The sequence below is a fragment of the Kitasatospora sp. NPDC022785 genome (assembly GCF_055561295.1).
Genome location: NZ_JBVHHB010000078.1, coordinates 1 through 1,030, shown reverse-complemented (window position 1 = coordinate 1,030; position 1,030 = coordinate 1). Strand labels below are relative to the sequence as shown.

The 1,030-nt window shown below is 55.8% G+C and carries 1 rRNA gene; it reads right to left on the bottom strand.

From position 1 onward, the window contains the following. Positions 1-2 precede the first annotated feature (2 nt). Positions 3-1,030 (bottom strand): 23S ribosomal RNA (locus ACZ3YO_RS39935); the annotation flags it as partial.

Here is a 1,030-nt window from a genome sequence, read left to right as displayed (position 1 = left end):
CTGAGGACAAGCCCTCGGCCTATTAGTACCGGTCAACTCCACCCCTCACAGGGCTTCCATATCCGGCCTATCAACCCAGTCGTCTACTGGGAGCCTTACCCTCTCAAGGAGGTGGGAGTGCTCATCTCGAAGCAGGCTTCCCGCTTAGATGCTTTCAGCGGTTATCCCTCCCGAACGTAGCCAACCAGCCATGCCCTTGGCAGGACAACTGGCACACCAGAGGTTCGTCCGTCCCGGTCCTCTCGTACTAGGGACAGCCCTTCTCAACACTCCTACGCGCACAGCGGATAGGGACCGAACTGTCTCACGACGTTCTAAACCCAGCTCGCGTACCGCTTTAATGGGCGAACAGCCCAACCCTTGGGACCTACTCCAGCCCCAGGATGCGACGAGCCGACATCGAGGTGCCAAACCATCCCGTCGATATGGACTCTTGGGGAAGATCAGCCTGTTATCCCCGGGGTACCTTTTATCCGTTGAGCGACGGCGCTTCCACAAGCCACCGCCGGATCACTAGTCCCTACTTTCGTACCTGCTCGACCCGTCAGTCTCACAGTCAAGCTCCCTTGTGCACTTACACTCAACACCTGATTGCCAACCAGGCTGAGGGAACCTTTGGGCGCCTCCGTTACCCTTTAGGAGGCAACCGCCCCAGTTAAACTACCCACCAGACACTGTCCCTGATCCGGATCACGGACCCAGGTTAGACATCCAGCACGACCAGAGTGGTATTTCAACGACGACTCCACAACAACTGGCGTTGCTGCTTCAAAGTCTCCCACCTATCCTACACAAGCCGAACCGAACACCAATATCAAGCTATAGTAAAGGTCCCGGGGTCTTTCCGTCCTGCTGCGCGAAACGAGCATCTTTACTCGTAATGCAATTTCACCGGGCCTATGGTTGAGACAGTCGAGAAGTCGTTACGCCATTCGTGCAGGTCGGAACTTACCCGACAAGGAATTTCGCTACCTTAGGATGGTTATAGTTACCACCGCCGTTTACTGGCGCTTAAGTTCTCAGCTTCGCC